This is a genomic window from Streptomyces sp. NPDC012888, from assembly GCF_042900645.1.
GTDB lineage: Bacteria > Actinomycetota > Actinomycetes > Streptomycetales > Streptomycetaceae > Streptomyces.
Genome location: NZ_JBIBBM010000001.1, coordinates 358,703 through 383,969 on the forward strand (window position 1 = coordinate 358,703; position 25,267 = coordinate 383,969).

General features: G+C 72.2%; 22 protein-coding genes and 1 tRNA gene. 12 read left to right on the plus strand and 11 right to left on the minus strand.

All coding sequences use genetic code 11. The annotated features are described in order from the left end of the window. Window positions 1-9: 9 nt before the first annotated feature. The 4 genes from ACFY61_RS01550 to ACFY61_RS01565 are packed head-to-tail and all read right to left on the minus strand — an operon-like array spanning window position 10 to window position 3,444. On the minus strand, window positions 10-1,068 hold the full coding sequence (locus ACFY61_RS01550) for an NAD(P)H-dependent flavin oxidoreductase (protein WP_389465918.1): 1,059 nt from the start codon (window positions 1,066-1,068) through the stop codon (window positions 10-12). An 8-nt stretch (window positions 1,069-1,076) separates the two neighbouring features. Further along, window positions 1,077-1,838, minus strand: coding sequence for a CoA-transferase subunit beta (locus ACFY61_RS01555; RefSeq protein ID WP_389465445.1), 762 nt, complete (start codon window positions 1,836-1,838; stop codon window positions 1,077-1,079). Further along, a complete protein-coding gene (locus tag ACFY61_RS01560; RefSeq protein ID WP_389465448.1) occupies window positions 1,835-2,695 on the minus strand; it encodes a CoA transferase subunit A in 861 nt (286 codons plus the stop codon). Before ACFY61_RS01560 ends, ACFY61_RS01555 begins: the two co-directional genes overlap by 4 nt. Further along, the gene (locus ACFY61_RS01565; protein WP_389465450.1) at window positions 2,692-3,444 is read right to left on the minus strand and encodes an enoyl-CoA hydratase family protein; all 753 of its coding nucleotides are present in this window, start codon (window positions 3,442-3,444) and stop codon (window positions 2,692-2,694) included. The genes ACFY61_RS01560 and ACFY61_RS01565 overlap by 4 nt, the downstream gene beginning before the upstream one ends. Window positions 3,445-3,500: 56 nt before the next feature. Between ACFY61_RS01565 and ACFY61_RS01570 the strand changes: the two genes are divergently transcribed. Together ACFY61_RS01570 and ACFY61_RS01575 are read left to right on the plus strand one after the other, a co-directional pair. Continuing rightward, window positions 3,501-4,265, plus strand: coding sequence for an SDR family oxidoreductase (locus ACFY61_RS01570; RefSeq protein ID WP_389465453.1), 765 nt, complete (start codon window positions 3,501-3,503; stop codon window positions 4,263-4,265). Window position 4,266: 1 nt separating this feature from the next. Beyond that, window positions 4,267-5,178, plus strand: a complete 912-nt coding sequence (locus ACFY61_RS01575; RefSeq protein WP_389465456.1) for an SDR family oxidoreductase — start codon at window positions 4,267-4,269, stop codon at window positions 5,176-5,178. Window positions 5,179-5,405: 227 nt separating this feature from the next. On the opposite strand, the gene ACFY61_RS01580 is transcribed toward ACFY61_RS01575, so the two are convergent. Further along, window positions 5,406-6,068, minus strand: a complete 663-nt coding sequence (locus ACFY61_RS01580) for an HAD family acid phosphatase (RefSeq protein ID WP_389465458.1) — start codon at window positions 6,066-6,068, stop codon at window positions 5,406-5,408. A 317-nt stretch (window positions 6,069-6,385) separates the two neighbouring features. On the opposite strand from ACFY61_RS01580, the gene ACFY61_RS01585 reads away from it, so the two are divergent. From ACFY61_RS01585 to ACFY61_RS01615, 7 genes are all read left to right on the plus strand, one after another. After that, the gene (locus ACFY61_RS01585; protein ID WP_389465460.1) at window positions 6,386-7,171 is read left to right on the plus strand and encodes a serine protease; all 786 of its coding nucleotides are present in this window, start codon (window positions 6,386-6,388) and stop codon (window positions 7,169-7,171) included. Window positions 7,172-7,422: 251 nt separating this feature from the next. Next, window positions 7,423-8,082, plus strand: coding sequence for a response regulator (locus ACFY61_RS01590; protein WP_389465462.1), 660 nt, complete (start codon window positions 7,423-7,425; stop codon window positions 8,080-8,082). Window positions 8,083-8,087: 5 nt separating this feature from the next. Further along, entirely contained in the window at window positions 8,088-9,233 is a 1,146-nt protein-coding gene (locus ACFY61_RS01595) for a sensor histidine kinase (protein WP_389465464.1), read from the plus strand. 531 nt (window positions 9,234-9,764) lie between these two features. After that, window positions 9,765-10,076 carry a chorismate mutase gene (locus tag ACFY61_RS01600; protein WP_389465466.1) on the plus strand — a complete coding sequence of 104 codons (312 nt, stop codon included), beginning with the start codon at window positions 9,765-9,767 and terminating at the stop codon, window positions 10,074-10,076. Window positions 10,077-10,116: 40 nt separating this feature from the next. After that, window positions 10,117-12,729, plus strand: coding sequence for an aminopeptidase N (pepN, locus tag ACFY61_RS01605; RefSeq protein WP_389465467.1), 2,613 nt, complete (start codon window positions 10,117-10,119; stop codon window positions 12,727-12,729). A gap of 169 nt (window positions 12,730-12,898) precedes the next feature. Further along, on the plus strand, window positions 12,899-14,311 hold the full coding sequence (locus ACFY61_RS01610) for a pyridoxal phosphate-dependent decarboxylase family protein (RefSeq protein ID WP_389465469.1): 1,413 nt from the start codon (window positions 12,899-12,901) through the stop codon (window positions 14,309-14,311). Window positions 14,312-14,314: 3 nt separating this feature from the next. Further along, on the plus strand, window positions 14,315-15,733 hold the full coding sequence (locus tag ACFY61_RS01615) for a lysine N(6)-hydroxylase/L-ornithine N(5)-oxygenase family protein (protein WP_389465471.1): 1,419 nt from the start codon (window positions 14,315-14,317) through the stop codon (window positions 15,731-15,733). A 10-nt stretch (window positions 15,734-15,743) separates the two neighbouring features. On the opposite strand, the gene ACFY61_RS01620 is transcribed toward ACFY61_RS01615, so the two are convergent. Then, window positions 15,744-17,546, minus strand: coding sequence for a bifunctional metallophosphatase/5'-nucleotidase (locus ACFY61_RS01620; protein WP_389465920.1), 1,803 nt, complete (start codon window positions 17,544-17,546; stop codon window positions 15,744-15,746). 96 nt (window positions 17,547-17,642) lie between these two features. Here ACFY61_RS01620 and ACFY61_RS01625 point away from each other — a divergent pair, with 96 nt between their 5' ends. Beyond that, complete coding sequence (locus tag ACFY61_RS01625) at window positions 17,643-18,344, plus strand: SIMPL domain-containing protein (RefSeq protein ID WP_389465474.1); 702 nt, start codon at window positions 17,643-17,645, stop codon at window positions 18,342-18,344. Window positions 18,345-18,480: 136 nt separating this feature from the next. Continuing rightward, window positions 18,481-19,908, plus strand: a complete 1,428-nt coding sequence (gene pyk, locus ACFY61_RS01630) for a pyruvate kinase (RefSeq protein WP_389465477.1) — start codon at window positions 18,481-18,483, stop codon at window positions 19,906-19,908. A 23-nt stretch (window positions 19,909-19,931) separates the two neighbouring features. Here pyk and ACFY61_RS01635 read toward each other — a convergent pair whose 3' ends face one another. Both ACFY61_RS01635 and ACFY61_RS01640 read right to left on the minus strand, forming a co-directional pair. Then, window positions 19,932-20,684 (minus strand): helix-turn-helix domain-containing protein, encoded by a 753-nt coding sequence (locus tag ACFY61_RS01635; RefSeq protein ID WP_389465923.1) that lies wholly within the window; start codon window positions 20,682-20,684, stop codon window positions 19,932-19,934. Between the two features lie 110 nt (window positions 20,685-20,794). Continuing rightward, window positions 20,795-20,867 (minus strand) — tRNA-Leu (locus ACFY61_RS01640). A 100-nt stretch (window positions 20,868-20,967) separates the two neighbouring features. Here ACFY61_RS01640 and ACFY61_RS01645 point away from each other — a divergent pair. Beyond that, on the plus strand, window positions 20,968-21,621 hold the full coding sequence (locus ACFY61_RS01645; RefSeq protein WP_389465480.1) for an ANTAR domain-containing response regulator: 654 nt from the start codon (window positions 20,968-20,970) through the stop codon (window positions 21,619-21,621). A 75-nt stretch (window positions 21,622-21,696) separates the two neighbouring features. Here the strand turns inward: ACFY61_RS01645 and ACFY61_RS01650 are convergent, their stop codons facing one another. From ACFY61_RS01650 to ACFY61_RS01660, 3 genes are read right to left on the minus strand one after another with little or no spacing between them, the layout of a single operon-like run. Further along, on the minus strand, window positions 21,697-22,413 hold the full coding sequence (locus ACFY61_RS01650; RefSeq protein ID WP_389465483.1) for an ABC transporter ATP-binding protein: 717 nt from the start codon (window positions 22,411-22,413) through the stop codon (window positions 21,697-21,699). Continuing rightward, the gene (locus ACFY61_RS01655) at window positions 22,410-23,435 is read right to left on the minus strand and encodes an ATP-binding cassette domain-containing protein (RefSeq protein ID WP_389465486.1); all 1,026 of its coding nucleotides are present in this window, start codon (window positions 23,433-23,435) and stop codon (window positions 22,410-22,412) included. Before ACFY61_RS01655 ends, ACFY61_RS01650 begins: the two co-directional genes overlap by 4 nt. Before the next feature lie 3 nt (window positions 23,436-23,438). Further along, a complete protein-coding gene (locus tag ACFY61_RS01660) occupies window positions 23,439-25,262 on the minus strand; it encodes a branched-chain amino acid ABC transporter permease (RefSeq protein ID WP_389465489.1) in 1,824 nt (607 codons plus the stop codon). Between the last annotated feature and the right edge of the window lie 5 nt (window positions 25,263-25,267).

Genomic DNA, 25,267 nt, shown 5'->3' on the forward strand with positions numbered 1-25,267 from the left:
GGGGAGGGTTCACCCTGGTGGTGGCAGGGCGCCGAGCGAGTGCAGTACTTCGTGTGCCTCGGCCATCACGCGGCCGACGAGCTCCGCACACGAGGGAAGGTCCTCGATGACGCCCGCGACCTGGCCGGATGCCATGACGCCGAGGTCCGTACGCCCCTCGACCATGGACGCCTTCAGGAGCATGGGGGTGTTGGCGGCGAGCAGCACCTGGCTCCAGGACAGGTCCTTGCCGTGCTTCATCGCCAGCCCGTCCCGGACCATCCGCGACCAGGACAGGCCGGAGATCCGCCGGAACCCGGCCGCGTGCCGCACGGCCCGGGCCAGGGCCCGTGCGCGGCCCGCCCGCTCCAGCGAGTCGACGAGCTCGCTGCGCAGCATCCGGTGCGGCAGCCCGTCGACGGCGGTGGTGACGGTGACGTCCTTCACCCCGGCCGCCAGGTACCGGGCCTTGACCGCGTCCGGCACCGTGGAGTCGGAGGTCAGCAGGAAGCGGGTGCCCATCGCGACGCCGGCGGCCCCGTAGCAGAGGGCGGCGGCGAGACCCCGCCCGTCGTGGAAGCCGCCCGCCGCGACCACCGGGATGTCCACCGCGTCCACGACCTGGGGCAGCAGGACGGTGGTCGCCACGTCCCCGGTGTGGCCGCCGCCCTCCCCGCCCTGCACGATCACCGCGTCCGCACCCCAGGCGGCGACCTTCTCGGCGTGCCGGCGGGCCCCGATCGAGGGCACCACCACCACACCGGCCTCCTTCAGCTCGGCGATCAGCTCCCGGGACGGGGCGAGCGCGAACGACGCGACCCGCACCCCCTCCTCGACGATCAGCCGCACCCGGTCGCCGGCGTCCCCGGCGTCCGCCCGCAGGTTGACCCCGAAGGGGGCGTCCGTACGCGACTTGACCTCGCGGACCGCCGCGCGCAGCTGGTCCACGGTCATCGTGGCGGAGGCCAGGATCCCCAGTGCGCCGGCGTTCGCGGTGGCCGACACCAGGCGCGGCCCGGCCACCCAGCCCATGCCGGTCTGCACGATGGGGTACCGCACGCCGGTCAGCTTGGTCAGGGCCGTCTCCAGCACGGCCATCAGGACCGCACCTCCCGATCCCGCAGCCCGCGCGGATCGAGCACCTCACGGATCAGCCGGAGTTCCTCCTGGTCCGGCTCGCGGGTACGGGGCACCCCCTCCGGGACGGCCAGCTCGAACCCGGTGGCCGCCCGGACCTCGTCCAGGGCGACACCGGGATGCAGGGACACCAGCCGCATCCGGCGGTCCGGGGTGGCGAAGTCGAACACGCCGAGGTCGGAGACCACCCGCCCGAGCCGGTGGTAGCGGGTCGCGGCCGGCCCGGCCGCGGCCGCCCGGTCATGGCCCACCCCGCTGACCATGTCCACCCGCTCCACGAACACCCGGGTGGAGTGCCGCGGCACCCAGTAGCTGACCGGGTTGTTGAGGGTGTTGACGGGGGCACCGCGCACCCCGAGCAGCTGGCGGTCGGGCCGCTCCCAGTCCCCGATGCAGGAGATGTTCTGGTTGCCGTAGCGGTCGATCTGGCTGGCGCCCATCATGACGTGCCGCCGCCCGCCGGTGACCATGGCCAGGTGCCGCCGGTACGGGAGCCAGCCCTCCACGGAGCCGTCCGGCGCGAGCAGCATGGCCTCGCCGTCGGTGAGCAGCAGGTCGGGGGAGAAGGTGTGCCTGGCCAGCCGGGCGCCGATCGAGGGGATCAGGCCCATCGGGCTGGCCAGGACCTCCCCGTCGCCGCGCCAGGCCTCGGCGCAGGCGATCACGCAGTACTCGGCCCGGGTGGCCGCCGCCGGTCCGGTCGTCGCTTCCCGCGTGCTCACTGCTGCTCCTTGTGCCAGGCCCGGACGGCCGACTGGTAGTCGTGTTCGCCCGCGCCGGACAGGAAGCGGGCGGAGAACTCGGGCCAGGGGGTGGTGGCGTACAACTTCTGGAAGGGCTCGTCCCGGCCGTAGTCGGGGGCGCAGGAGGTGAAGTGGGCGCCGTTCGGACTCTCCACGACGCCGGTGACGGAGTGCCGGCTGACCAGCAGGGACTGCGGCGGCCCGGACCGGGTGAGTTCGGCGGGCTCGACGACGGCCTCGCAGGAGAGGTACGCGGAGTCGGCGGCTTCGCAGAACAGGTCGTCGAAGTACGGGTCGGGGCCCAGGTACTGGCCGTTGCCGAACCGGTCGGCCCGGTTGAGGTGGACCAGGGCGGCGTCCATGCGCAGGGCGGGGACGGCGACGAACTCCTCGCCGTCGTCGTAGGGCGAGCGCACGGTCCGCAGCCGCGGGTTGACCCGCATGACGTCGGAGCCGAGGCCGGCCCGGACGGGCAGGAACGGGAGCCGGTTGGCGGCGGCGTGCAGTCCCCACATGAACATGGCCTCGTCGAGCTCGGTCAGTTCGATGGCCCCGCCCTCCCGGGCGGCCCGGAAGTGCGGCTCCAGCGGGATGGAGTCGAGGGTGGCGAAGGGGGCGACGAGCCTGCGGATCCGGCCGGCGGCGGCGAGCACACCGACGTCCGGGCCGCCGTACGAGACCACGGTCAGGTCGGTGACGTCCGACCTGAGCAGGGCCCGGACCAGGGCCATGGGCTTCCGGCGGGACCCCCAGCCGCCGATGCCGAGGGTCATGCCGCTGCGCAGCCGGCCGGCCACCTCGTCGGGGGTCATCAGCTTGTCGCGCCTGGTCGTCATCGGTCCTCTCCCGCCTTCCCGAAGGTGTCACGGACCCGGTCGGCGACGCCGCTGAGGTTGGCCTCGAAGGTGAAGCCCTGCTCGAAGCGGTAGCTGCGGCGCACGTCCACGGGGTCGATGCCGTTGATGGCGGCCTTGGCCAGGCGGAGCAGGTAGCCGTCCTTGCGGGCGATCTCGCGGGCCAGGTCGAGGGCGGCGTCCTCCAGTTCGCCGGCCGGCACCACCCGCCAGACCGAACCGTGGGCGTGCAGCTCGGCGGCGGTGGCGGTGCGGGAGGTGTAGTACAGCGCCCGCATCAGGTGCTGGGGGACGAGCCGGGCCAGGTGGGTGGCGGCGCCGAGGGCACCCCGGTCGAGTTCCGGCAGGCCGAAGACGGCGTCCTCGGCGGCGACGATCGCGTCCGCGTTGCCCACCAGGCCGATGCCGCCGCCCAGGCAGAAGCCCCGTACGGCCGCGACCACCGGGACCTCGCACTCGTACACGGCGGCGAAGGCCTCGAAGCAGCCCCGGTTGGCGCCGATCAGGGCCTGGTGGCCGCTGTCGCGCTGCATCTCCTTGATGTCCACGCCGGCGTTGAAGCCGCGGCCGCCGGCCGCCAGGACGACGCACCTCGTCCCGGGGTCGCGTCCGGCGGCGCGCAGGGCGTCGGCGAGCTCGTACCAGCCCTTCACGGGCAGGGCGTTGACGGGTGGGAAGTCGACCGTGACCAGTGCGATGCCCTTGTCGGGGCTGGAGGTGGAGACACCCATGAGCGGATCAGCTACCTTTCCACCAAACATTTGTTAGGTGAGGAAGGTAGCAGCCCATGGAGCTGGACGGGAGGGTCGTCGTCGTCACCGGCGGCACCCGGGGCGTCGGTGCCGGGATCGCCCGGGCGTTCCTCGCGGCCGGCGCGCGGGTCGTCGTCTGCGCGCGCCGGCCGCCGGACCGGCCGGTGGCGGAAGGCGGCCGCACCGCCGACCACCACCCGGTCGACCTGCGCGACGGGGACGCCGTACGGGAGCTCTTCGACACGGTCGCGCGGCAGTACGGGCGGCTCGACTGCCTGGTCAACAACGCGGGCGGCACCCCGTACCGGCCGCTGGACGAGGGCGGTCCCGAACGGCACGCCCGCGTCCTGGAGCTGAACCTGCTGGCCCCGATGACGGCCTCGCTCGCCGCCCACCCACACCTGCGGGCGGCCCGCGGGTCGGTGGTGATGGTCGGCAGCGTCAGCGGCACCCGGCCCTCGCCGGGCACGGCGGCCTACGGGGCGGCCAAGGCGGGACTGGAGAACCTGGCCCGCTCGATGGCCGTGGAATGGGCGCCCGAAGTGCGGGTCAACACGCTGGTCCTCGGCATGGTGCGCACCGAACTCGCGCACCTGCACTACGGCGACGGGGCGGGGATCGCGGCGGTCGGCGCCACCGTCCCGCTGGGCCGGCTCGCCGAGCCGGCGGACGTGGGGGCGGCGGCGGTCTTCCTCGCCTCGGACCGGGCGGGATACGTCAGCGGGGCGAGCCTGCTGGTGCACGGGGGCGGCGAACGTCCGGCGTTCCTGGACGCGGCAACGGCCAACAAGGAGGCGTGACATGGCGGGACTGTGCGAGGGCCGCGTGGCGGTGGTGACCGGGGCGGGGCGAGGGCTGGGCCGCGCCCACGCGCTCGCGTTCGCGGCGGAGGGCGCGCGGGTCGTGGTCAACGACCTGGGCGTGGGACTGGACGGGTCGGCCGGCAGGTCCACCTCACCGGCGGAGGAGGTGGTGGCGGAGATCCGGGCCGCCGGCGGCGAGGCGGTGGCCCACGGCGGCGACATCGCCTCCGGCGGGGGAGCGGCCACGCTGGTGGCGTGCGCGCTGGACACGTACGGCCGGCTGGACACGCTGGTCAACAACGCGGGTTTCCTGCGGGACCGGATGCTGGTCAACCTGGAGGAGGACGACTGGGATGCGGTGATGCGGGTCCACCTCAAGGGGCACTTCCTGCCGCTGAAGCACGCGGCGGCCTGGTGGCGGGCGGAGTCGAAGGCCGGCCGGGAGGTCGCGGCGCGGGTGGTCAACACGTCCTCGGGCGCGGGCCTGCTCGGTTCGGTCGGTCAGGGCAACTACAGCGCGGCCAAGGCCGGGATCCTGGGGCTGACGCTGGTGGCCGCCGCCGAACTGGGTCGGTACGGGATCCAGGTCAACGCGATCGCCCCGGCGGCCCGGACCCGGATGACGGAACGCACCTTCGCCGGCGCGATGGCCGCCCCAGCGGCCGGCGGCTTCGACGCGATGGCCCCGGAGAACGTGTCCCCCCTGGTGGTCTGGCTCGGCTCGGCGGCGTCGGCGGGGGTGACGGGCCGGGTCTTCGAGGTGGAGGGCGGCCGGATCACGGTGATGGACGGCTGGCGGCCGGGCCCGACGGCGACGCGCGAGTCCCGCTGGACCCCCGCGGAGGCCGGCGAAGCCGCGGCCGAACTCCTCACCACCGCGCGGGCCCCCCTCCCCTCGTACGGCACGTAGCCCGCCCTGCGGTCCGGCAGCACCTGCCCGGGCGGAGCTCCCGTCCGGTCTCCTCGGGCGCCGCTCCCGCTTCGGAGGCCGCACTCGGCGGAGCCACGGGCCCGGGGCCGTTCGGGGGTCGGGGCGGGGGAGGGGGTTCGGGTGGGGAACGGGCGGGTAAGAACCCCCCATCGCACGAGTTGCGGATCGGGCCCGGCCCCTCGCCAGGGGGCCGGGCCCGAACCGTGTCAGGACAGCTTGCCGTCGTAGTCCGGCAGCTTGAACGTCCGCTCCGCGTGCCCGCCCACCAGATCGCCCGGCTTGTTCCCGATGTTCGCGATGATCGTGTAGCCCCGCGCCTCGATCTCCGCCCGCTTCGCCGTCTTGTACGTGCTGACCTCGTGGAACAGGTCCGGCAGGTCCCGCACGTACAGCCCCGTCACCGGGTACCCCACGGCCTTCAGGTTGTGCTCGGTGAGCGAGTGGATGATCCCGGGCCGGGCCGTCACGAAGAACACCGCGACACCCCGCTCGTGCGCGTACCGGACGAGGTCCCGGACCTCGGAGATGGCCGGGGTCGGGTACGTCCAGAACCAGTGGAAGTCCGTCTCCAGCGACGAGTTGTCGATGTCGAGGACGATCGCGGGCTTCTCGCCGGCCGGCGAGTTCCCGATCCGCTGCTCGACGTACGGGCGGGCCTGGCCGATCACGGCGGCGACGTCGCGCTTCCAGGTGCCGTAGTCGATGCCGAGGATGGCGGCGTTGCCGCCGGGCGCCCAACTCGTGGACGCGGTGACGGCGGCCGGAGCTGCCGCCGGCGCGGCGGTCGCCGGGGACGCGGGGACGAGCATCAGCGCGGCGGCGGCCGCGGCGGTACCGGTGGCGGTGGCGAGCCTGCGGAAGTGGCGCATGTGGGGGCGCTCCTCGAAGTGGGGATTGGCATGTACGCGCCCAGAATCGGCTGGGAACCACCCCTTGTCTACTGGTCGGTAGGAAACTTCTCGCATCCGTCAGGTGAATCACCGTCGATCTTGTCGCAGGCGGCCCACCCGACCCCCGGGTCTCTCGCGGACCGGCCTGTGCCCCGCAAATCCCCTTCCCCGGCCGCAAGTTGGCCGGAAACCCGTTCTTGCGGCGCCCGCCGCCCAGGGTGTGACATGAACCCGTCATTCACCCGATGACATGCACACGCAAGGCCCAACCCCCCACGAAAGGCAGCGTGTCCACCATGTCCCGTACCCGTTCCGTCCGGCGCGCCCTCGCCACCGGCGCCGTCGCCCTCGCCGCCGTGAGCCTCCAGCCGGCCGGCGCCAGCGCCGCCCCCGCCCCCGTGCCCACCCCCATCGTCGGCGGAGTCCGCGCCGCCCAGGGCGAGTTCCCCTGGATGGTCCGCCTCTCCATGGGCTGCGGCGGCACCCTCCTCACCCAGCAGGTCGTCCTCACCGCCGCCCACTGCGTCGGCGCGTCCGGCAACAACACCTCCATCACCGCCACCGCCGGAGTCGTCGACCTCAACAGCTCCAGCGCCATCAAGGTCAGGTCCACCAAGATCTACCGCGCCCCCGGCTACAACGGCTCCGGCAAGGACTGGGCCCTGATCAAGCTCGCCCAGCCGATCAACCTGCCCACCCTCAAGATCGCCGAGACCAAGCAGTACGACAACGGCACCTTCACCGTCGCCGGCTGGGGCGCCACCCGCGAGGGCGGCGGCCAGCAGCGCTACCTGATGAAGGCCAACGTGCCGTTCGTCTCCGACGCCGACTGCCAGGCCGCCTACAGCGGCGACATCATCCCGAACGAGGAGATCTGCGCCGGCCGGCTCGACGTCGGCGGCGTCGACACCTGTCAGGGCGACTCCGGCGGCCCCATGTTCCGCCGAGACGACACCGGCGCCTGGATCCAGGTCGGCATCACCAGCTGGGGCATCGGCTGCGCCCGCCCCGACTACCCCGGCGTCTACACCGAGGTCTCCACCTTCGCCAGCGCGATCAAGAGCGCCGCCGCGACGCTCTGACCGACCCCGCCCCACTCGTCCTTCCGGCCGGTCCTGGACCGACCGGAAGGACGAGGTACCACCCGCCGCGACTCCCCGGCCTCGAAGACACCCGGCGGCCCGACCGGCCCGCCCCGGCGAACGGCCCGCACTGCGGTTGCGGACCACCCCGCACCCCGGTCCCATGGTGGGGAACGCCCGGGCCTCGCCGGGCGGGACGCACGGGCAGCGGACAGCATCATCGACGGCGGCGACAGTGGGGCAGGCAGCGCATGACGATCAGCGTGGTCATCGCGGACGACCAGGACATGGTCAGGACCGGCTTCCGGATGATCCTGGAGAGCCAGCCCGACATGGAGGTGGTCGCCGACGTCGTCGACGGCGAGGCCGCCCTCGCCGCCGTGGAGCAGCACCGGCCGGACGTCCTCCTCCTCGACATCCGGATGCCCCGGATGGACGGCCTGGAGGTCACCCGCCGGCTCGCCGGCCACCCCACCTCGCCCCGCATCGTCATCGTCACCACCTTCGACCTCGACGAATACGTCCACGCGGCACTCCACGGCGGAGCCTCCGGCTTCCTCCTCAAGGACGCCAGCCCCGCCATGCTCGTCGAAGCCGTCCGCGCCGCCGCGGTCGGCGACTCCCTGGTCTCCCCGGCCATCACCGTCCGCCTGCTCCGCGAGATGGCCCCCCGCACCACCGCGGCCGGAGCCGCCCGGCGCCCCGCCGAACCCCTCACGGAACGCGAACGGGACGTCGTGCGCTGCCTCGCCCGCGGCCTGACCAACGCCGAGATCGCCGCCGAGCTCTACGTCTCCCTCTCCACCGTCAAGACCCACCTCGCCAACGTCCAGGCCAAGCTCGACGCCCGCAACCGCGTCGAGATCGCCGCCTGGGCCTGGGAAAGCGGCCTCGCCGCCACCGCCCCCTGACCCCCGTGAGCCCCCTCAGCCGGTGGGCCCGCCACCACCCCCGCGCCGCCGGCCTCGCCCGCCTCGCCCTCACCGTCGTCCTGCTCGGCCTGGTCACCTTCGAAGGCATCGCCCTCGCCCGCCAGCCGACCTTCCCGCACGCCGTCGTCTGGTGCTCCGGCGTACTCGTCTGCCTCAGCGCCGCCCCCTGGCCCCGCCTGCCGCTCGTCGGCCGCGCCACCTTCGCCGCCGTCGTCACCTGGACGGCCACCCTCACCCTCATCCTCACCAACCTCCCCATCGCCGTCTGGGGCATCGGCGAGGCCATCGCCCTGCTCGTCCTCCTCTCCGGCGTACTGCTGCACGCCCCCGCCCGCACCGCCGCCGTCCTCGGCCCCGCCCTGGGCCTGGGCTGCACGGCCGTGCCCGTCCGCGACGTCGACCCCGGTCGGTTCACCCTCCTCTTCTCCGTCCTCGCCGTCGTCGTCGGCGCCTACTCCCTGCTCCTGCGCCTCCAGGCCGTCCAACGCGACCGCGAGGTGCGCGCCGTACGCACCGCCGAACGCCTGGAACTCGCCCGCGAACTCCACGACCTCGTCGCCCACCACGTCACCGGCATCGTCGTCGAGGCCCGCGCCGCCCGCTTCACCCGCGCCCACACCGAACCCGAACGCGCCGACGCCGTCCTCGCCCGCATCGCGACCGCCGGCGACGAAGCCCTCGGCTCCATGCGCCGCCTCGTCAAGGTCCTCCGCGAGGACGACGCCCCGACCACCCCCGTCGCCGGACTCCGCCAGATCCGCGACCTCACCGAACGGTTCTCGGCCACCGGCCCGCCCGTCGTCCTCCACGTCGAACCCGGCCTGGAGGACCGCGTCCCCGCCGACGTCGCCGCCACCGCCCACCGCATCGTCCTCGAAGCCCTCACCAACGTCGCCAAACACGCCTCCACCGCCACCGCCGTCCGCGTCGGCCTGCGCAGCGTCCCCACCGGCCTCGAACTCCGCGTCGCCGACGACGGCGGCCGCCCCGCCCGCCTCTCCGAAGCGGCCCGGGGAGGCGGCTACGGCCTGGCCGGCATGACCGAACGCGCCGAGGCCCTCGGCGGCACCCTCACCGCCGCCCCCACCCCCGAAGGCGGCTGGCTGGTCACCGCCCTCCTCCCCCTCTGACCCCCCCCACCTGCCCTCCCCCAACCCCCGACCGCCCCCACGACCCCGACCACCAGCGGCCACCTGCCCTCCCTCTCCCCCGGCCGGCCGAAAGCCCACGCCGCCGCAACACCACGCCGCCGGGGGACCGTGCCGGACGACCGCGCCGCCGGACCACCGCGCCGCCGGGGGACGGGGGCGGAGGGCTGGGGTGTCCGGGACGTAAAGCGTGATTTGCGGCGCGACCCCCGCCCCACCGCCAAGCCCCTCGCGGGCGCCGTAAATCATGCAGTCCCGGACACCCCTGCCCGGGGGCCCCGGGGGCCCCGGCGCCCCCCCCCCCCCCCCCCCCCCCGCCCCCCCCCCCCCCCCCCCCCCCCCCCCCCCCCCCCCCCCCGGCCCCCGGCCCCCCGGCCCCGCCGGCCCCGCCGGCCCCCGCTTCAGCCCGGGCCCCGCCCCACCCCACCCCGCCCCACAACGCCCCACACGCCCCGTCTCACCCTCCGACCGCCCCCGGACCCGCCCACCCCCCGCCACGTAAGCTCGTCCACCATGAACACCAGCGACATCGACGAGAACATCACCGCCGAACTGGCCCGCCTCCGGGACAGCATCGACAACATCGACGCGGCCGTGGTCCACATGCTCGCCGAACGCTTCAAGTGCACCCAGCAGGTCGGCCACCTCAAGGCCAAGCACCACCTGCCGCCCGCCGACCCGGCCCGCGAGGCCAGCCAGATCGCCCGCCTCCGCCAGCTCGCCGAGAACGCCAAGCTCGACCCCGCCTTCGCCGAGAAGCTCCTCAACTTCATCATCGCCGAGGTCATCCGCCACCACGAGACGATCGCCGCCGGCGAAGAGTGACCCCCTGGGGCGAAACCGCCTGGTGAGGCAGCATGACCCCATGCCCGTTCTCACGCGCGACGAAGCGCAGACCCGCGCCACGCTCCTCGACGTCCACCGCTACACGGTCACCCTCGACCTCACCGGCGACGACACCACGTTCGACTCGACCACCGTCATCCGCTTCACCACCCGCGCGGCGGCCGACACCTTCGTCGAACTGAAACCCGAGGAGCTCCGCGCCGCCACCCTCGACGGCCACCCCCTCGACCCGGCGACCCTCACCGACAACCGCCTCCCGCTCACCGGCCTCACCGAAGGCCCCCACGAGCTGCGCGTCGAGACCCGCATGCGCTACTCGCGCACCGGCGAGGGCATGCACCGCTTCACCGACCCCGCCGACGGCCGCACCTACGTCTACACCCAGATGTTCATGGACGACGTCCAGCGCGTCTTCGCCGCCTTCGACCAGCCCGACCTCAAGGCCGTCTTCGAGTTCGAGGTCACCGCCCCCGCCGACTGGACCGTCCTCGCCAACGGCATCGCCGAACGCACCGGCACCCGCGACACCGACGGCGCAGACGGCACCGGCCCCGGCACCGACGGCGCAGACGGCACCGGCCCCGGCACCGACGGCACGGACCCCACCGGCCCCGGCACCGACGGCACGGCCACCCACGGAACCGGCGCCGCCACCTGGCGCACCGCCCCCACCCCCGTCATCTCCACCTACCTCGCCGCCGTAGCCGCAGGCCCCTGGCACTCCCTGACCACCGAGCACGCCGGCCTGCCCTTCGGCATCCACTGCCGGCAGTCCCTCGCCCCCCACATGGACGCCGACGCAGACGAGATCCTCACCATCACCAAGGCCTGCTTCGACCGGTACCAGGAGAAGTTCACCGAGCCCTACCCGTTCGACTCCTACGACCAGGCCTTCGTCCCCGAATTCAACGCGGGCGCCATGGAGAACCCCGGCCTCGTCACCTTCCGCGACGAGTTCATCTACCGCTCCGCCGTCACCGACACCGAACGCCAGACCCGCGCCATGGTCATCTCCCACGAGATGGCCCACATGTGGTTCGGCGACCTCGTCACCCTCCGCTGGTGGGACGACATCTGGCTGAACGAGTCCTTCGCCGAGTACATGGGCTACCAGACCGCCGCCGAAGCCACCCGCTTCAGCGACACCTGGACCGAGTTCGGCGTGACCCGCAAGGCCTGGGGGTACGACGCCGACCAGCGGCCCTCCACCCACCCCGTCGCCCCCGACCCCGACGGCGTCCCCGACACCGCCTCCGCCCTCCTGAACTTCGACGGCATCTCCTACGCCAAGGGCGCCTCCGCCCTCCGCCAGCTCGTCGCCTGGCTCGGCGAGAAGGACTTCCTGGCCGGCATCAACACCCACTTCGCCCGCCACAAGTTCGCCAACGCCTCCCTCGCCGACTTCGTCGACTCCCTCGCCGCGAACACCGACCGGGACGTCCACGCCTGGGCCGACACCTGGCTCCGCACCACCGGCACCGACACCCTCACCCCCCGGCTCGAGGAAAGCCCCGGCGGCTGGACCCTCACCGTCGACCGCAACGGCAGCCGCCCGCACCACATCGTCGCCGGCCTCTACGACCGCACCCACGACGGCGCACTGGAACTACGCGACCGCATCCCCCTCGACGTCCCCACCGACGAGGTGCTCTCCGTCGCCGGGCCCCGCCCCGCCCTCCTGCTCCTCAACGACGGCGACCTCACCTACGCCAAGGTCCGCCTCGACCCCGCCTCCCGGGAAGCCGCCGCCGAAGGCCTCTCCCGCATCCCCTCACCCCTCACCCGCGCCGTCGTCTGGAACTCCCTCCGCGACATGGTCCGCGACGGCGAACTCGACCCCGACGCCTACCTGCGCACCGTCCACGCCCACCTCACGGACGAGACCGACCTCGCCATCGTCCAGGGCGTCCTCGGCTTCGCCCGCACCCAGGTTGCCGACCGCTACGTACCGGCCCAGGACCGCCCGGCCGCCCTCAACCTGATCACCTCCGTGGCCCGCGCGCTGATCCGCCGCACCGAGGACGGCTCCGCGCCCGGCCTGCGCCTCGCCGCCGTACGCGCGCTGATCGACAACGCCACCCAGCCCGACGCCATCGCCGCCTGGCTCGCCGACGGCACCGTCGCGGGCGGCCCCGAACTCGACCCCGAACTGCGCTGGCGCATCCTCACCCGGCTCGCCGTCCTCGGAGCCGCCGGGGAACCCGAGATCGCCGCCGCCCTCGAAGCCGACCCCAGTGCCACCGGCCGGGAAGGCGCCGCCCGCTGCCGAGCGGCCCTCCCCGACGCCGGAGCCAAGGAGGCCGCCTGGCAGCGCATGTTCTCCGACGACTCCCTCTCCAACTACCTGTTCACCGCCACCGCCCAGGGCTTCTGGCAGCCGGAGCAGACCGACCTGACCCAGCCCTACGTCGCCCGCTTCTACACCGACGCCGTCGCCCTCGCCGACCGCCGCGGACCCGCCATCGGCGAAGCCGCCGGCCGCCACGCGTTCCCCGCCTACGCCATCGACGAGGACAACCTCGCCCTCGGCCGCACCACCCTGGAGAACGCCGACATCCTCCCGCTCTTCCGCCGCAAGCTGGTCGACCAGCTGGACGACCTCTCCCGGGCGGTGAGCGTCCGCACCCGCTGACCCCAGCCACTGACCGCCCGCACGCCGACCGCCCCGCACGCCGCCCGGCCCCCACCCGCCCCCCGCAAGAGGGGGAACTGGCCGGAACCGGCGGTTACCCGCACCGGGGTCCGATCGTTGGGCTGACCGGGTGGCGACCCCCGCCACCCGGTCACGCCCCGAGGACCCCATGCCCGCGCAGCCCGCCCCCGCCCCCGCCCCCCTCCCCCCGCTCGCCGGCGGCGAACCGGGCCCCGACGCCCTGCGCCCCCTCCTCGACGCGGTGCTCACCGCCCTCCACGCGGGAGCGAAGGACCGCGGCGGCCCCCTCCCCGCCGGCGGCCCCGCCGACGTCACCGCACGGCTCCGCGACGCCCTCGGCACCCCCCTCCCCGAACACGGCACCGGCGCGGGCGAAGCCCTCACCACCCTCGTCCACGCCCTCGCCGCCGGCAGCGCCGACCCCGCCCACCCCCACTGCGCGGCCCACCTCCACACCCCGCCCCTCGCCGTCGCGGCCGCCGCCGACCTCGCCGCCTCCGCCCTCAACCCCTCACTCGACTCCTGGGACCAGGCCCCCGCCGCCTCCGCCCTCGAAACCCTCCTCACCCGCGCCCTCGCCGCCGAACTCCACCCCGGCCACCCCCACCCCGACGCCGTCCTCACCACCGGCGGCACCGAAGCCAACCAGCTCGCCCTCCTCCTCGCCCGCGAACGCCACGGCCCCGCCCTCACCGTCATCCACGGAGCCAACGCCCACCACTCCGTACCCCGGTCCGCCTGGCTCCTCGGCCTCCCCCCGGCCACCGCACTCCCCACCCCCGGCGGAACCCTCGACCCCGCCACCCTCGACGAGGCCCTCACCCGCATCCCCGGCCCCGCCCTCGTCACCGCCACCGCCGGCACCACCGACGCCGGCCTCGTCGACCCCCTCCCCGCCCTCGCCGACGTATGCGACCGGCACGGCGCCGACCTCCACGTCGACGCCGCCTACGGCGGCCTCCTCGCCCTCAGCGCCGACCCCCGTCACCGCGCCCTCCTCAACGGCCTCGACCGCGGCCGCTCCCTCACCCTCGACCTCCACAAACTCGGCTGGCAGCCGGTCGCCGCCGGCCTCCTCGCCGTACCCGACACCACCCTCCTCGCCCCCCTCGCCCACCAGGCCGACTACCTCAACGCCCCCGACGACACCGAAGCCGGCCTGCCCGACCTCCTCGGCCGCTCCCTGCGCACCACCCGCCGCGCGGACGCCCTCAAGATCGCCGTCACGCTCCGCGCCCTCGGCCGCGACGGCCTCACCCGGCTCCTCACCCACACCCTGGAAGCCGCCCGGCACCTCGCCGCACTCCTCGAAGCCCACCCCCGCTTCGAACTCCACGCCCCACCGGCCCTCAGCACCGTCCTCTTCCGCCCCACCGGCACCCCCGACGAGGACCTCGCCACCCTCCGCCGCACCCTCCTCCACAACGGCCACGCCGTCCTCGGCCGGACCACCGCGGACGGACGGCTCTGGCTCAAGGCCACCCTCCTCAACCCCCACACCACCCCAGGAGACCTGGACGCCCTCGTACAGCTCCTCCTCGGCACCACGGAAGGCACGTGACCGATGACCGCCGCCCAACCCGATACCCCCCACGACCTCGTCGGAGTCGGCATCGGCCCCGCCAACCTCTCCCTCGCCGCCCTCGCCGACGGCCTGCGCCGCCCCGGGCGCACCGGAGCGGCCCCCACCACCGCCTTCTACGACCAGCGCCGCGACTTCCGCTGGCACCCCGGACTCCTCATCGACGGAGCCACCCTCCAGGTGCCCTTCCTCGCCGACCTGGTCACCCTCGCCGACCCCGCCAGCCCCTGGACCTTCCTCAACTACCTCAAGGACCGGGAACGGCTCTTCCCCTTCTACTTCGCCGAGCGCTTCCACATCCAGCGCGCCGAATACGACGCCTACTGCCGCTGGGTCGCCGACAGCCTCCCCGGACTCCACTTCGGCCACCAGGTCGACGCCGTCCGCTGGAACCCCGAACACGACCTCTTCGAAGTCGACTTCACCCAGCTCGACGCCGACGGGGAAGCCGAAGCACTCGGCCGCACCCACACCCGCAACCTCGCCCTCGGCATCGGCACCGCCCCCTTCGTCCCCGAACCCCTCCGCCCCCTCGCCGACGCCCCCACCGTCCCCGTCATCCACTCGGCCGACTACCTCGACAACCGCGAACGCGTCCTCGCCGCCGGACACGTCACCGTCATCGGCTCCGGCCAGTCCGGCGCCGAAGTCTTCCTCGACCTCCTCCGCGCCCGCCCCACCGGACGCGAACGCCTCACCTGGCTCGCCCGGACCGCCTCCTTCGCCCCCATGGAGTACTCCAAGCTCGGCCTGGAACACTTCACCCCCGACTACACCCGCTACTTCCACGCCCTCCCGGAAACCGTCCGCGACCGCCTCGTCCCCGCCCAGTGGCAACTCCACAAGGGCATCGACACCGACACCATCGCCGCCATCCACGCCGAGCTCTACCGCCGCACCCTCGACGGCGGCTGGCCCGACGTCGTCCTCACCCCCGGAGTCAACGTCCGCACCGCCGGCCGCGTCGCCACCACCAAGGTCGAACTCCACCTCGAACACACCGAGCAGGGCACCCGCTCACGCCTCACCACCGACGCCGTCATCCTCGCCACCGGCTACCAGGAACGCCCCCTCACCCGCCTCCTCGCCGGACTCGACCCCTACATCCGCAAGGACTCCGCCGGCCGCCCCCGCATCGACGACCACTACCGCATGGTCCTCGACCCCTCCGTCACCGGCTCCGTCTACGTCCAGAACGCCGAACGCCACACCCACGGCGTCGGCGCCCCCGACCTCGGCCTCATCGCCTGGCGCAGCGCCACCATCCTCAACGCGCTCACCGGCGAGACCCCCTACCCCCAGCCCACCCGCACCGCCTTCACCACCTTCGGCCTCGACCAGCGGGAGCAGCACCCCCGGCCCGCGGCCGGCGACCTGCTCCCACTCGTCGAACACCTCTGAACGCCGACCGCTAGAACACCGGGACCCCGGCGCGGGTCAGCCGCCAGTCCACCGAGGCGAACCGCGCCGGATCCACCGTCCCCGCCGCCTTCACCCACTGGATGATCGTGTTGCGTATCTCGTCCGAGTTCGCCCACAGCTGCCGCGCCCCCGCCACGTGCGGGAACGCCCCACCACCGGACGCCCGGTAGTTGTTCACCGCCAGCACGAACCGCGCCGCCGGATCCACCGGCTCACCCCGGAACGACAGACCGGTGATCCGCGACCCCACCGGACGCGCGATGTCGATCTCGTACGCCAGCCCGTACACCGCGTCGTAGTTGTAGTCCGGCACACCCTCCGCGTTCGTCAGCCTCGCCGGGTCCACCGGAGCACCGGGCGCCGTCTGCACGAAGTACCTCGCCGAGAACTCCAGGTAGTCCTTCACCTGGGCACCCGTCAGCAGCCGCGCCTCCAGCGTGTTCTCGAACGGGTACAGCCCCGCCGCGTCCCGGATCGTCACCTGCCCCGCCGGGATCGCCGCCGACCGCGAGAAGCACGAAGCCTGCGACAGCACCGGCAGCGCCGCCCACTCCGTCCCCACCAGCGCCGCCCGCACCGTCTCCGCCTGCACGTGGTTGATCAGGTCGATCACCGGCACGTCCTTCACCGGCCCCTCGGCCGACGACATCGCCGCCGTCGACGTGCCGATCACCTGGTTCACGTACGCGACCACCTTGCGGTGCTCGTCCTGAAGCAGCCGCGTGATGCGCGGGTCCTCCTCCACCGTGTTCGAGTTCAGCACGCTCGCCGACACCGAGGACACCGACCAGCGGCCCTTCACCCACGTCAGCTCGAAGTCGAACAGCGTCAGCCGCTGACCCCACTTCAGCGGCTCCGACAGCACCACGTCCCTGCCGGTCACCTCGTTCCGCACCCGGTACTCGGGGATCTCCGTGTGCGCGTGCCCCACCAGGACCGCGTCGATCCCCGGCACCTGCTCCGCCACCAGAGCCGCCGCGTTCTCCACGTACGGCAACTGGTCCCCGTACGACGACGTCCCGCTCGAACCCGAATGGGCCGACACGATCACCACGTCCGCCCCCATCGACCGCAGCCGCGGCACGTACTTCGCCGCCTGCTCCTCCAGCCCCGGGAACGTCATCCTCCCCTGCACGTGCGCCCTGTCCCAGATCGCGATCCCCGGGTTCGTCAGCCCCAGCACCGCCACCTTCACGTCCCGCCCGCACGGCGTCCGCAGCCGGTGCATGCTGTACGGCGGGAACGCCGGCCGCAACGACCGCGCGTCCAGCGCGTTCGCCCCCAGCAACGGGAAGTCGCACTGCTCCTCGAACTTCCGCAGCACCTCGATCCCGTAGTTGAACTCGTGGTTCCCCAGCGCCGCCGCGTCGTACCCGATCGCGTTCATCGCCTGCGCCATCGGGTGCACCGGCCCCCGCCGCGCCGTGATCGGGTCCACCTTCGCGTAGTAGTACGACAGCTGCGTCCCCTGGATCGTGTCACCCGCGTCGATCAGCAGGGTGTTCCCCCGGCCGCGCTCCGCCCGCACCCGCTCCACCAGCGTCGAGATCTTCGCCAGACCCACGTCGTTGTGCGCCTTGTCGTCGAACTCCCGGTCCGTGAAGTAGTCCCAGTTGAAGACGTTCCCGTGCAGATCGGTCGTCCCCATCACCGTGAACGCGTACGTCCGCGGCCGCGCCCCGCGCCCCGGCTCCGCGGCGGCCGCCGCCGGAGCGGCCCCCGTCCCGGCCAGCGCCACGGCCGCCCCCGTCACGGCCGAACTCCCCAGGAACTTCCTGCGGTCGAAACCCATACCCAACTCCCTCATGAGGCCTCATCAACATCAGCGTGCGTTGCACAACGCGCGTAGATTCTGCCCCCGAACGGGCGACGGTGCGAGAGTGGCCCCATGACCCAGGAAGCGGCACACCAGCCCTACGGAACCCCCGAAGTGCCCCGCGTCGCCGTCCGCGGCGAGGCGCACCTCGAAGTCGACCCCGAGATCGCCCGCATCGGCATCACCGTCAACGCCCGCGGCACCGACCGCCGCACCGCCCTCGAAGACCTCACCCGCCGCAACAACACCGTCCTCGACCTCCTCAAGAGCTACGGCGAACCCGTCGAGAAGATCGAGACCGGCGCCTTCTCCATCACCCCCGAACTCACCCGCCACGGCCGCGGCGAACGCGTCCGCGCCTACCACGGCCGCGTCCACATCACCGCCGAACTCAACGACTTCACCGCACTCGGCGAACTCACCACCCGCCTCGCCGACCTCGAACTCACCCGCGTCGACGGCCCCTGGTGGGCCCTGCGCCCCGACTCGCCGGCCCACGGCCGGGCCCGCCGCCAAGCCGTACTCGAAGCCGTACAGCGCGCCCGGGAGTACGCCGAAGCCCTCGGCGCCGACCTCGCCGCCCTCATCGAACTCGCCGACCTCGGCGCCGACAACGCCGTCCCCGTCGCCATGGCAGCCCCCGGCGGCGCCATGCGCGCCATGGCCTTCGGCGCCGCCGAGGACACCGCCCCGCCCCTCGACCTCGAACCCCAGCGCCAGACCGTCCACGCCCAGGTCAACGCCCGCTTCACGATGACCCCGCCACGACTGTAGAACCCGGCGTTCCGGGGGTGCTCATCCGAGCACCCCCTCGCCCATTCAACAATTGTCAACAACCTTTTCCCCAAAGGTGGTTGAGTGGACATCAGGAGCCCATTCGCTACTGCCTGGTAGGGCATACGCTCGCCCCATGCGCCGAGCGAAAATCGTATGCACCCTGGGGCCCGCCACCGACTCGTACGACCAGATCGAAGCCCTGGTCCAAGCCGGAATGGACATCGCCCGCCTCAACCTCAGCCACGGCACCTACGCCGAACACGAGGAGCGCTACCAGCGCGTACGAAAGGCCTCCGACGAGACCGGCCGCAGCGTCGGCATCCTCGCCGATCTTCAAGGCCCGAAGATCCGCCTCGGCCGATTCCGCGAAGGCCCCGTACTACTCGAACGCGGCGACACCTTCACCATCACCACCGAAGACCACCAGGGCGACCGCCACACCTGCGGCACCACCTACCAGGGCCTCGCCGCCGACGTCACCCCCGGCGAACGCATCCTCGTCGACGACGGCCGCGTCACCCTCGAAGTCACCTCCGTCGACGGCCCCCACGTCCACACCACCGTCATCGAAGGCGGCATGGTCTCCGACCACAAGGGCCTCAACCTCCCCGGCGTCGCCGTCTCCGTCCCCGCCCTCTCCGACAAGGACGTCGAAGACCTCCGCTGGGCCCTCCGCACCGGCGCCGACGTCATCGCCCTCTCCTTCGTCCGCAACGCCGCCGACATCAAGGACGTCCACCGCATCATGGACGAGGAGGGCCGCCGCCTCCCCGTCATCGCCAAGATCGAGAAGCCCCAGGCCGTCGACAACATCGACGAGATCGTCGCCGCCTTCGACGGCATCATGGTCGCCCGCGGCGACCTCGGCGTCGAAATGCCCCTGGAACAGGTCCCGATCGTCCAGAAGCGCGCCATCAAACTCGCCAAGCGCAACGCCAAGCCGGTCATCGTCGCCACCCAGATGCTCGACTCGATGATCGACAACAGCCGGCCCACCCGCGCCGAGGCCTCCGACGTCGCCAACGCCGTCATCGACGGCACCGACGCAGTCATGCTCTCCGGCGAGACCAGCGTCGGCACCTACCCCGTCGAGACCGTCCGCACCATGGCCCGCATCGTCGAGGCCGCCGAAGAGGACATCCTCGCCAAGGGCCTCCCGCCCCTCACCGAACGCAACAAGCCCCGCACCCAGGGCGGAGCCGTCGCCCGCGCCGCCGCCGAGATGGGCGACTTCCTCGGCGCCAAGTTCCTCGTCGCCTTCACCCAGAGCGGCGACACCGTCCGCCGCCTCTCCCGCTACCGCTCCCCGATCCCCCTCCTCGCCTTCACCCCCGACCCGGCCACCCGCTCCCAGCTCAACCTCACCTGGGGCGTCGAGACCTTCCTCGGCCCGCACGTGGACTCCACGGACGCGATGGTCGCCCAGGTGGACGAGGAACTCCTCCGCATCGGCCGCTGCGTCCCCGGCGACGTGGTCGTCATCACCGCCGGCTCCCCGCCCGGCGTCGCCGGCACCACGAACCTGGTCCGCATCCACCACATCGGCGACCCGGACCACTGACCGGCCCCGGCCCGGCCCCGAGGTCAGTACTTGGGGCCGACGTGGGCGTCCATCAGCGCGACGGACGCCCGTCGGGCGACCGAGATGTTGTAGGCGTTCGTCTGCTTCCACTCGACGCCGAGTCGGTCGAGGGTGTCGGTGAAGAGGCGAAGGATGTCGCCGGAGTGGTTGGTGAAGAAGTAGCGCGGATATTCGTAGCGCTTGCCCGTGCGGACGGTCCAGTTGGTGATCCGGCACCCGTCGGAATGGATCAGGCCACGGATGAATTCCCAGGGATGGGCATCGACGATCGCCTGCTGCCAGGGTTCGAGTGTGATGCGCCGCTCGTGCTTCTTGCCCGGCCCGTGCTGAGGAAACAGGCAGACCCAGTGCCGGGTGTACGACTTCACCTCGATGCATCCATTCCTCTGGACGCGGCTGACGCTCGGCAAGGCCATGACGCTTTTCATGGCCTGCCCAGCGGCGTCTACCAGTCCGGCCCAGGAGGCGGTGCAGAAGATCGATAAGTGGTGCTGCTTCGGCTTGGAGACGATGTGCCCGTCACCGAGATAGAGGCCGAGTAGGTACGCGTAAGCGGCGGAGTCAAGTTCGCGGCCCAGGCATCGAGGGCAGTCCGTGGGTCGCTCGTACGTGATGCCCCGAAGCTTTCGGTCTTGGTGCAACCACCAGCCGACGGTACCGCGCGGCACGTTGAGCTGCTCGGCTACGGCCCGGTTGGTCAGGCCTTGCCTCAGGAGGTGGAGCGCGTGCTCGCGCGTGGACGGTGCGTGTTCCATGCCCACGAGCCTCGGTGTCTTTCGCCCGCTTGGCGGATCTTCGAAGAAACGTTCACCGCGACGAGTGAAGATCGCCATTCATGTTGGCGACCTTGGAATTGAAGGAGAAGTACCCCGGGTCGGATTCGAACCGACGCTGTATGGGTTTTGAATCCATGGCCTCTACCGCTGGGCTACCGGGGCCCCTTCGAAACGAAGGATACCTAACACCCTCCGTGCATCAAACATACAGGAGCTAGGTAGTCTCGTGGGAGCAGTACTGCCCCGCCCCAAGGAGCCAACCGTGACCGCCGAGCACGAGTCGACGCCCACGCCCGACGCCGACCAGTCGCACGTTCCCCCGCTGACGACGCGGGTCGTCATCGCCGAGGACGAGGCGCTCATCCGGCTCGACCTCAAGGAGATGCTGGAGGAGGAGGGCTACTCCGTGGTCGGGGAGGCCGGGGACGGGCAGACGGCCGTGGAGCTGGCGCGCGAGCACAAGCCGGACCTGGTGATCCTCGACGTGAAGATGCCCGTGCTCGACGGCATCTCCGCGGCGGAGAAGATCGCGGGGGAGTCGATCGCGCCGGTGCTGATGCTGACCGCCTTCTCGCAGCGGGACCTGGTGGAGCGCGCCCGGGACGCCGGGGCCATGGCGTACCTGGTGAAGCCGTTCAGCAAGAGCGACGTGGTGCCGGCCATCGAGATGGCGGTGTCGCGGTTCTCGGAGCTGAAGGCGCTGGAGAAGGAGGTCGCCGACCTCGCCCAGCGGCTGGAGACGCGCAAGCTGGTGGACCGGGCGAAGAGCGTGCTGCAGACGCAGTACGGGCTGTCGGAGCCGGCGGCGTTCCGGTGGATCCAGAAGACGTCGATGGACCGGCGGATGTCGATGCAGCAGGTGGCGGAGGCGGTCATCGAGGACGCCGAGGAGAAGAAGAACGCGGCGAAGCAGTAGCGCGCAGCGGAAGCGAACGGCAGAAGGGCCCGCCTCCCCCGAGGGAGGCGGGCCCTTCCGTGTGCGTGGCGGGGGTCAGTCCTCGCCGAGGTAGGCCTTGCGGACGTCCTCGTTGACGAGGAGGTCGCGGCCGGGGCCGGTCAGGACGACCTTGCCGATCTCCATGACGTGGCCCTGGTCGGCCAGGGAGAGTGCGGCCTGGGCGTTCTGCTCGACCAGGAGGATGGTCGTGCCCTGGGCCTTGAGCTCGCTGATGGTGGCCATGATCTTCTGCATCATGAGCGGGGAGAGGCCCATGGAGGGCTCGTCGAGCATGAGCAGCTTGGGCTGGGACATGAGGGCCCGGCCCATGGCGAGCATCTGCTGCTCGCCGCCCGAGAGGGTGCCGGCGGCCTGCTTGCGGCGTTCGCCCAGGATGGGGAAGAGGTCGTAGGCGCGCTGGACGTCCTTCGCGATGCCTTCCTTGTCCTTGCGGAGGAAGGCGCCGAGGAGGAGGTTGTCCTCGATCGTCATGCGCGGGAAGATGTGCCGCCCCTCGGGGGAGTGGGCGAGTCCCAGCGAGACGATGTTGTGGGCGGGGACCTTCTTGAGGGACCGGCCCTGGAACTTGATCTGGCCGCCCTTGGGCTTGATGAGGCCGGAGAGGGTGCGCAGGGTGGTGGTCTTGCCGGCGCCGTTGGTGCCGATGAGGGTGACGATCTGGCCCTCTTCGACGCTGAAGGAGATTCCCTTGACGGCTTCGATCTTGCCGTAGGCGACGCGGAGGTCCTCGACCTCCAGGAGTGCGGTCACTTGGCCTCTCCGTCCTTGCTGGTGGTGCTGTCGGCCTCGGTGGCCGGCTCCGCGTCCTCGTCCGGGTCGGACTCCGGGTCGGACTCCGGGTCGGACTCCGGGGCGGTGTCCGCGTCCGGGGCCGGCTCCGCGTCGGCGTCGGCGTCCGTGTCGGCGTCCGTGGCGGCGATGGCCTCGGCGGCTTCGATCTCGGCGGCCTCGACCTCGGCGACCTCCTCGGCGCCGGGGGCGCCTTCGAAGGGCTCGCCGAGGTAGGCGGCGATGACGCGCTCGTCGCTCTGGACCTCGGCGGCGGTGCCCTCGATGAGCTTCTCGCCTTGGACGAGGCAGGCCACGCGGTCGCAGAGGTTGAAGATGAAGCGCATGTCGTGCTCGATGACGAGGACGGCGATGCCCTTGTCCCGGATGGCGAAGATGAGTTCTTCGGTGGCCCGGGTTTCCTGGGGGTTCATGCCGGCGGTGGGCTCGTCCAGGAGGATCAGGCCGGGGTCGCTGGCGAGGGCCCGGGCGATCTCCAGCTTGCGCTGCTCGCCGTAGGGGAGGTTGCGGGAGAGGTGGTCGGCCTTGTGGGCCAGCCCGATGAACTCCAGGAGTTCCATGGCCCGCTCGCGGCTGGCGGCTTCCTCCTTGTGGAAGCCGGGCAGGCGCAGCATGGCGGACCAGAGGCCCTCCTTGGTGCGGGTGTGGCGTCCGACGAGGACGTTCTCCAGGACCGTCATGTTGTTGAAGAGACGGATGTTCTGGAAGGTGCGGGCGATGCCGGCCGCGGTGACCTTGAAGGACTTGGGCGGCAGGACGGTGCCCTTGTAGCGGACCTCGCCCTCGGTGGGGATGTAGAGGCCGGTGAGGCAGTTGAAGAACGTGGTCTTGCCGGCGCCGTTGGGGCCGATGAGGCCGACGATCTCGCCGCTGTTGACGGTGAGGTCGACGTTCTTGACGGCGGTGAGGCCGCCGAACCGCATGGTGACGCCACGAGCGTCCAGGACGGTCTCCGCCGGTGCGGCGGTGGTGGTGGTCGTCATGGGTCAGGCCCCTGTCTTGCCGAGGACTGTGGGCGCTTCCAGGTCCTTGTGGAGTTCGAGCTGGTTGCGCCGGTTGGGGATGAGGCCTTCGGGGCGCAGGCGCATCAGGATGACGAGCGCGATGCCGAAGGCGAGGAGCTGGAACTCGCCGAGGGACTGGAGCTTGTTGGGGAGCAGGAAGAGGAGTGCTCCGCCGACGAGCGGTCCGGAGATGGTGCCCATTCCGCCGAGGACGACGGCGGCGAGGAGGAAGGCGGAGTTCGGCGGGACGGCGTTGGCGAACACGTACTGGTCGGGGGTGACCGTGTAGTTGACGTGTGCCTGTACGGCTCCGGCGAAGCCGGCGAGGGTGGCGCCGAGGGCGAAGGCGATGAGCTTGACGCGGAAGCCGTTGATGCCCATGGCTTCGGCGGCGGTCTCGTCCTCGCGGATGGCGACCCAGGCGCGGCCGATGCGGGATTCGGCGCTCCGGCGGAAGACCAGGACCACCAGGAGGGTGATCAGGAGCATCAGCAGGAAGTAGTTGGCGAAGCGGCCGATGGTGAATCCGGCGATGGTGTGGGCGGCGCCGAAGTCGAACCCGAAGAGGTTGATGTTGGGGATGCCGGCGATGCCGTTGGGGCCGTTGGTGATGTCCGGGCCGGAGACACCGTCGAGGTTGTTCATCGAGATGCGGAAGATCTCTCCGAAGCCGAGGGTGACGATGGCCAGGTAGTCGCCGCGGAGGCGGAGGGTCGGGGCGCCGATGAGAACGCCGAAGACCATGGAGGCGACGGCTCCGATGAGGAGGGCCGCCCAGAAGGGCATGTGGACGCCGAACGGCGAGTTCGGGGAGCCGGAGACCAGGGCCGCGGTGTAGGCGCCGACGCCGAGGAAGGCGACGTATCCGAGGTCGAGGAGGCCGGTGAGGCCGACGACGATGTTCAGGCCGAGGGCGACGGTGGCGAAGATGAGGATGTTGACGCCGAGGGTCGCGTACTGGTCGTCGGTCTGGGTGAGGGGGAAGGCGGCGGCTGCGGCGAAGGCGCCGACGAGGGCGACGTTGCGGTGCTTGGCGGTGAGCGCGGTGAAGCGGGCCACCAGGCCGGCCTTGCTGAGGGCGCCGAAGCCGAAGCCGGCGGTGATCAGGAAGCCGATGAAGAGTTCCTGGTACGGCGTGGTGATGCCGTAGGTGAAGACGCCGAGGGCGAGGGCCAGGACGGCGGCGATGATCAGGATCTCGACGGAGCCGGGGAGGGCGCGGGCCGGGGCCGGGGTGCCTGCGGAGAAGGCGGCCTTGACGGTGGTCCAGCGGTTGCCGGCGTCGTGCTTGAACGTGTCCCAGGCGCCGTCGTCGGGGTCGGCTCCTTCGAGCGCGGGGCGCTTGAAGGGGAGCGCGAGGGCGCCGAGGAGGGCGATGAGGGTGGTGAGGGCGACGACGGCGCCGCCGGGCTCGAGGTCGACGAGGGCGCCGAGCTTCAGGATGATCGCGAGGTCGGTGTACCAGGCGGTCGCGAAGGCGGCGAGGGCGGCGAGCTTGATGGCGGCGTCGGCGCCGGCGGGGGCGAGCCAGCCGAGGCCCTTGACGCCGTAGGAGGCGAGGCCGAAGAGGGCGGTGAGGGCGCCGCCGACGAGGACGAGCCACTGCAGGCCGCCGGGGTAGCCGTAGACGGTGAGGTCACCGGGGAAGGCTGCGGTCCAGGTCCAGGAGAGGAAGCAGGAGGCGACGGTGAGGAGGCCGCCGGCGGTGGCGAGGGCGCGGCCGGTCTTCTCGGGGATGCCGATGAAGCCCTTCTCCCGGTCCTCGGTGGTGTCGTTCTTCGCGGTGTCCGCGGTGATGGTCGTCATGGTTC

Coding starts and splice junctions, on each gene's coding strand:
- ACFY61_RS01560 (WP_389465448.1), bottom strand. CDS start 2,695: ATGACGACCAGGCGCGACAAGCTGATGACCCCCGACGAGGTGGCCGGC.
- ACFY61_RS01565 (WP_389465450.1), bottom strand. CDS start 3,444: ATGGGTGTCTCCACCTCCAGCCCCGACAAGGGCATCGCACTGGTCACG.
- ACFY61_RS01570 (WP_389465453.1), top strand. CDS start 3,501: ATGGAGCTGGACGGGAGGGTCGTCGTCGTCACCGGCGGCACCCGGGGC.
- ACFY61_RS01575 (WP_389465456.1), top strand. CDS start 4,267: ATGGCGGGACTGTGCGAGGGCCGCGTGGCGGTGGTGACCGGGGCGGGG.
- ACFY61_RS01580 (WP_389465458.1), bottom strand. CDS start 6,068: ATGCGCCACTTCCGCAGGCTCGCCACCGCCACCGGTACCGCCGCGGCC.
- ACFY61_RS01585 (WP_389465460.1), top strand. CDS start 6,386: ATGTCCCGTACCCGTTCCGTCCGGCGCGCCCTCGCCACCGGCGCCGTC.
- ACFY61_RS01590 (WP_389465462.1), top strand. CDS start 7,423: ATGACGATCAGCGTGGTCATCGCGGACGACCAGGACATGGTCAGGACC.
- ACFY61_RS01600 (WP_389465466.1), top strand. CDS start 9,765: ATGAACACCAGCGACATCGACGAGAACATCACCGCCGAACTGGCCCGC.
- pepN (WP_389465467.1), top strand. CDS start 10,117: ATGCCCGTTCTCACGCGCGACGAAGCGCAGACCCGCGCCACGCTCCTC.
- ACFY61_RS01610 (WP_389465469.1), top strand. CDS start 12,899: ATGCCCGCGCAGCCCGCCCCCGCCCCCGCCCCCCTCCCCCCGCTCGCC.
- ACFY61_RS01615 (WP_389465471.1), top strand. CDS start 14,315: ATGACCGCCGCCCAACCCGATACCCCCCACGACCTCGTCGGAGTCGGC.
- ACFY61_RS01620 (WP_389465920.1), bottom strand. CDS start 17,546: ATGGGTTTCGACCGCAGGAAGTTCCTGGGGAGTTCGGCCGTGACGGGG.
- ACFY61_RS01625 (WP_389465474.1), top strand. CDS start 17,643: ATGACCCAGGAAGCGGCACACCAGCCCTACGGAACCCCCGAAGTGCCC.
- pyk (WP_389465477.1), top strand. CDS start 18,481: ATGCGCCGAGCGAAAATCGTATGCACCCTGGGGCCCGCCACCGACTCG.
- ACFY61_RS01635 (WP_389465923.1), bottom strand. CDS start 20,684: ATGGAACACGCACCGTCCACGCGCGAGCACGCGCTCCACCTCCTGAGG.
- ACFY61_RS01655 (WP_389465486.1), bottom strand. CDS start 23,435: ATGACGACCACCACCACCGCCGCACCGGCGGAGACCGTCCTGGACGCT.
- ACFY61_RS01660 (WP_389465489.1), bottom strand. CDS start 25,262: ATGACGACCATCACCGCGGACACCGCGAAGAACGACACCACCGAGGAC.